The 5,400-nt window shown below is 63.0% G+C and carries 5 protein-coding genes and 1 pseudogene; 2 read left to right on the top strand and 4 right to left on the bottom strand.

The genetic code is table 11. The annotated features are described in order from the left end of the window. Positions 1 to 175: pseudogene (locus tag ACR30Z_RS22505) on the top strand (DUF222 domain-containing protein); the annotation flags it as partial. A gap of 335 nt (positions 176 to 510) precedes the next feature. Here the strand turns inward: ACR30Z_RS22505 and ACR30Z_RS22500 are convergent. Together ACR30Z_RS22500 and ACR30Z_RS22495 are read right to left on the bottom strand one after the other, a co-directional pair. Further along, a complete protein-coding gene (locus tag ACR30Z_RS22500) occupies positions 511 to 1,698 on the bottom strand; it encodes a 4-hydroxybenzoate 3-monooxygenase (protein WP_434374667.1) in 1,188 nt (395 codons plus the stop codon). 118 nt (positions 1,699 to 1,816) lie between these two features. Further along, positions 1,817 to 2,557, bottom strand: a complete 741-nt coding sequence (locus ACR30Z_RS22495) for an IclR family transcriptional regulator (RefSeq protein WP_434374666.1) — start codon at positions 2,555 to 2,557, stop codon at positions 1,817 to 1,819. Between the two features lie 149 nt (positions 2,558 to 2,706). Here ACR30Z_RS22495 and ACR30Z_RS22490 point away from each other — a divergent pair, with 149 nt between their 5' ends. Continuing rightward, positions 2,707 to 3,975, top strand: coding sequence for an MFS transporter (locus tag ACR30Z_RS22490; RefSeq protein WP_144653387.1), 1,269 nt, complete (start codon positions 2,707 to 2,709; stop codon positions 3,973 to 3,975). Here ACR30Z_RS22490 and ACR30Z_RS22485 read toward each other — a convergent pair. After that, positions 3,972 to 4,397 (bottom strand): Hpt domain-containing protein, encoded by a 426-nt coding sequence (locus ACR30Z_RS22485; RefSeq protein ID WP_144653385.1) that lies wholly within the window; start codon positions 4,395 to 4,397, stop codon positions 3,972 to 3,974. The two genes, ACR30Z_RS22490 and ACR30Z_RS22485, sit on opposite strands and share 4 nt — an antisense overlap. Continuing rightward, positions 4,390 to 5,106, bottom strand: coding sequence for a signal peptidase I (locus tag ACR30Z_RS22480; RefSeq protein WP_434374665.1), 717 nt, complete (start codon positions 5,104 to 5,106; stop codon positions 4,390 to 4,392). Before ACR30Z_RS22480 ends, ACR30Z_RS22485 begins: the two co-directional genes overlap by 8 nt. Between the last annotated feature and the right edge of the window lie 294 nt (positions 5,107 to 5,400).

Genomic DNA, 5,400 nt, shown 5'->3' with positions numbered 1-5,400 from the left:
CACCACAGGAACCGAAAACGGCACCCTGCTCTGCAGCCACCACCACCACCTCATCCACAAAGAACAATGGCGCATCGACACCACCACCGGCGTGCCCTGGTTCATCCCCCCACCCCACATCGACCTCCACCAAACACCCCGACGCAACCACCACCACACACCCCAGAGAACATAGAGACAGTGGAATGTGGGAGGAGCGCACCATCGATGGGAGTACATCATGCGTGGGCCGACCAGAAACAGATCGGTGTTTCGCGAGCCACCCATCGGGCGACTCCAAACTCGACCTCGCAACGCCGTGCACTCCAGTCGCAGTATCATGCAGACGCCGAAGGGCGGACGGACAACACTGCGACCAACACCCGCCGACGACAGGCCACCGTGACGGCAGGCCACCAAAGGTGAGCTACCGCCGTCCAGCGCTTGTTCGGGCCAGCGCTTGTTCGGGCCAGCGCTTGTTCAGGCCAGGGGATCGTTAGGTCGAGTGCCTGCTAAGTGAGCAGAGAGGAATCAGCGGGACGTAGGCCATCCCGTGTATGACTCCGCCAGGTATGCCTTGGCATGCTCGGAGGTGACCACTGAGTGCAGCTCTCCGAGTTGTCGTGCACGGTCGAAGTCGTCGGCTCCGGGAACGGTGTGCAGCATGGACGTCATCCAATAGGAGAAGTGCTGTGCCTTCCACACCCGGTCCAAGGCGCGGTCGCTGTAGGAGTCCAGCAGGGCAGTGGATCCGTTGGAATAGAAGGAATCCAGACCTTCAAAGAGCACCTTGACGTCGTGGATAGCCAGGTTAAGGCCCTTGGCACCGGTGGGCGGGACGGTGTGCGCAGCGTCCCCGGCGAGGAAGAGGTTGCCGTGGCGCATTGGGGTGTGAACGAAGCTTCGGAACGGGAGGACCATCTTCTCCAGGACTGGGCCTTCCTTGAGTTCAAACCCGTTGCCGTTGACGCGCTTGCGGAACTCGGACCAGATGCGTTCGTCGTCCCAGTCGGCCACATTCTCTTTGGGGTCGCACTGGAAATACATGCGCTGAACGTTCTCGGTTCGCTGGCTGATCAGGGCGAAGCCGTTCTCGGAGTTGGCGTAGATCAGTTCGTCGGCGCTGCGCGGTGCTTCGGCGAGGATGCCGAACCAAGCGAACGGGTACTCGTGGAAGTACCACTTGCGGTTGGCTTCGGGGATCTGGAAGCGGCAATGGCTGCGAGAACCGTCGGCGCCCACCAGGAAATCGGCCTGAATCTCAAACTCACGGCCCTCGGCGTCGGTGAACCAGACTTTGGGCTTGCCTTCGAGGTGGTGCACGCTGGTGTCCGTCACGCTGTAGCGGACGTCGCCGCCGTCAGCTTCACGCTTCGCGGCAAGGTCCATGAAGACGTCGGTCTGCGGGTAGAGCCACACGGACTCACCCACGAGTTCCTTGAAGTTGATGCGGTGGCTTTCACCATTGAAGCGCAGCTCGATACCGTCGTGCCGGTCACCTTCGCGGAGCACCCGGTCCGACACTCCGGAGTCGACCAGCAGGTTCACGGTGCCGTGCTCCAGAATGCCTGCACGGACTGTCTCCTGGATGTCCTTGCGGCTGCGAATCTCCACCACTACGGACTCGATGCCCTGCTGGGCCAAGAGGTGGGAAAGCATGAGGCCTGCGGGGCCCGCGCCCATGATGGCGACTTGGGTGGTGATGGGTGTGCGTGCCATGGTTGTTCCTCGCTTCGTTGCGGATCCCGGCTTGCTGGGAAGCGGGACGGATCTGGAATCAGTGTGGCTCGCATTGCGTGATTGGCGTTACAACAATTCCGTTGAACGGAAGCTGGATCTATTCGCCCAGTTGGCGACCGATACCCCGCGCCGCCGTTTGCAGTGCCGGAACCAATGCTTGAAGCCGCATCTCAGCAAGGGGAACCACCACTCCGAGCGCCGCCACGGTACGCCGCTTTCCGTTCATCACAGGCACAGCAATTCCCCACGTGTCCGGATCCACCACGCCCGCGAGTTGCGCGTAGCCCTGCTGGGCAGCTTCCGCCAAGAAATGACGCACGACGTCGGCCGTCACCTTTCCGGAAGGGTCTTGGAACTGTTGGAGGTACTCCGCCTGCAGCTTTCGGGGCTGGTGCGACATCAGGGCCAATCCGGCAGACGAGATGTGGACCGGCATCCGCCCGGCGATTCGGGCGCGGTTGGCCACAGATCCCCGCCTGGAGAGCCGCTCCACAAAGAGCGCTTCCCACCCATCCAGCACAGCCAGGTTCACATTCTGGTTCAAGACTTGCTGGATGTCCTCCATGAAAGGCATGGCCGCCTGCCGGAGGGCCAGCGTGGGCGAATTTCGATTCACGAGTTCCCACAAGCGGAGTCCCAGCCGAACAGTCCCTCCTGCGCCAAGGTCCAGCAACCCATGTTCGGAGAGCTGGCGGACCAGCCGGTGGGCGGAGGACAACGGGAGTCCCGCCCGCTCAGCCAAATCCGTCAGCTGCAGCGACGTCACGCCTTCAGGGAAGGCTGCAATCACCCGCACAACGCGGTCAACCACAGAATCGCCGGAAGCTGAGTTGGCCACGGTGCACTCCTTTGTTGAGCGGCACGCAAAAGCGCCTTCCATTCAATGGTAGAACGTGTGCCGCGCAACATGATGCAGTGATACAACTCTCATGACCGACCGGCCGTTCTGCCGGCTCGTAGCCATGACAAAGAAGTACCGAGGACGCTATGCCAACGATGTCATCTGCCCGCCGCTCCCAATGGCCTGTTTGGCTCTGCTGGCTTGCCATGGTCCTCGACGGTTTCGACCTCGTGGTCCTGGGCACCGTCATCCCGACACTCATCAAAACCGGGGAACTCGGCTTCGACGCAGTCGGGGCCACGTTCGCGGCCACCATCTCCTTGGTGGGCGTTGGCTTGGGCGCGCTCTTCATCGCGCCACTCTCGGACAAGTTTGGTCGCCGAAAACTCCTGATCGCCTGTGTGGCGGGCTTCTCGCTTTTCACCGTCGGCATCGCCTTCGCCCCCAACGTGGCGGTATTCTCAATCCTTCGCCTGCTGGCTGGACTTGGTCTGGGCGCATGCCTGCCCGCCGCTTTGGCCTACATGAACGATTACGCCCCGGCAGGATCCGCAGGCAAGTCCACCACCCGGACCATGACCGGCTACCACGTGGGCGCAGTGGCCACCGCTCTGCTGGCCATCCTCATCGTTCCGAACTGGCGGCTCATGTTCATCATCGGCGGCGTCGCCGGACTGGTGCTGCTGCCCTTCCTGTGGGCCAAGCTGCCTGAGTCACTACCTGAAGCAGCCCCCGCCAAGGTGGGCGGAAGCGCGACGGCCCCTGCCGCCGTCGGACGCTCAACAGAGACAGCCCCCAAGACCGGATTCCGCGATCTGCTGCAGAAGCCATATCCCGTGGTTGCTGTGGGAATTGGTATTGCGTCCTTCATGGGATTGTTGCTGGTCTACGGGCTCAACACGTGGCTACCGCAGCTGATGGCAGCCGCCGGATACCCCGTGAGCACCGGCCTGACGCTGCTGCTGGTCTTGAACCTGGGCGCCGTGGCGGGGCTGTTCCTGGCCGGAGTGCTGGCTGACAAACACGGAACCAAGAAGATCGTGCTGCTGTGGTTCGGCTTGTCGGCCGTATTCCTTGCGATCCTGAGCGTCAAGATCCAGAACGAATTCCTGCTCAATGCTGCCGTGTTCGTCACGGGTATCTTCGTCTTCAGCTCGCAGGTGCTGGTCTACGCGTGGGTCAGCCAGCTGTTCCCCGCTCGTCTCCGTGGAACAGCGCTCGGCTTCGCCGCCGGCGTCGGCAGGCTCGGTGCGATCGTTGGGCCTGCAGTAACGGGAACCTTGGTGGCTGCGAACATCGCCTACCCGGCCGGCTTCTATGTGTTTGCTGCCGCTGGCGTTCTGGCTGTTGCCGCGCTGTTCCTGGTGCCACACGAGGTCAAAACGGTTGAGGCAAACGTGCCGGCTGAACGCTAGGCCGGTTTGGGAAATCCAGCCTGCTTGGGAAGCCTGGCGCTGGAGCATAGAGATTCCTGCGCCTTCCCGAGCAACTGCGGCCCTGCGGCGAAGCAACGGTCAGTCGAGTTCTGAAGTGCCGGAAGTGCCTGGACCGCGGAATCGAAGTGGTCCTCACGGATCATCGTTTCGATGGCCCGGCATTGGTCCTCGGTCTCCAGCGCACCCACCATGGCCGAGGAGATCTTGAGGCTCAGGATCGCGTCCATGCTGGCGTCGGCGTCATGGTGGCACAAGCCGTTGGAGATCCTCAGGATCCGGCCGGGCAGCATGGACAGGTACGTGGAGAGGAAACGGAGCGCCGGCCTGGAGTCTCCCAACTCTTCAGCCAGCGCCTGCAGCCTGCACGGTTCCAGGGCAGGGATTCCGGGGCCCTCACTCACCGCTTGCTGCCTGGGGCTCTGCGGCGCCTTCCGGCGCTGACTTGCTGGGCTCCTTGGTCCAGATGGAGGCGAGCATTCCGATGACCAGGATGGCGGGTGCACCGTACATCAGGATGTTCATGACGACGGGTTCGCGCAGGGCACGGATGGCGTTGCCAACGTAGGGAATGGTGGCCACTTGCTTGTCCACCGTTTCGCCCTGCAGGGTGGCGATCCAAGGGTCGATGCCATTGTTCGCGTCGCCTTTGGTCTGCACGGCCACGCCGCCGTCGGCCGTTGCGGTGATCTCGGTGATGCGGTGGGTCTCCACCCGCTGGTCCTCCACGGGGATGTGATAGGTGATCACGTCGCCCACCTTGATGTCCGTGATGGACGTCGGTACGGTCACGACGACGTCGCCCGGGTTGATCATCGGCGCCATGGAACCGGTCAACATGGTTGAGGTCTGGTAGCCCAGGACGCGCGGCCCGATCGCCAGGAACAGGAACACCAGGGCGCCCAAGACCAGCATTCCCATACCGAGGAACTTCACGGCCGTGCCGGCAACGCGTCGGAAGGCGCCACGCTTTGCGGTGGTGGTTTCAGCGGGGGTGTCGACGGCGGTGGGCCGCGTTTCGGTGGCTCGTGCGGCGGAGGTTTCTGTGCGGGTGGTCTTCGCGGCGGAACGCCGACCGTGGAGGGCGGGTCCGTTGATGCTGAGGGAGCTCATTGTCCTGGCGTTCCTTCCGGGTGTGGATCATCGTCTGACTAAGAGTCTGGGCGGTCTGGCTCAGGCTTCCCTGCGGAAAAGCCTCAAGTCTGGCTCAGGAAAATACCGGCGGGCCTGATCGGGCAGGGGGGACGCCCGACCAGGCCCGGCGGGGCTTGGTGGTGGTGCCGGTGGGTGGTTACTTGGTGGTTTCGGTGCGCTGGGTGCCGGTGAAGGAGAAGGCGATGGTGGAGGTGGCGCCTTGGAAGTCGTTGTTGGCGGTGGTGGGGAAGGCGGTGGTGACCTTGAGGTTGT

It is taken from the genome of Paenarthrobacter sp. FR1 (assembly GCF_051106045.1).
Classification (GTDB): domain Bacteria; phylum Actinomycetota; class Actinomycetes; order Actinomycetales; family Micrococcaceae; genus Arthrobacter; species Arthrobacter nitroguajacolicus_A.
The sequence above is the reverse complement of the archived record's forward strand: the minus strand, read 5'-3'. Positions and strand labels throughout refer to the sequence as shown.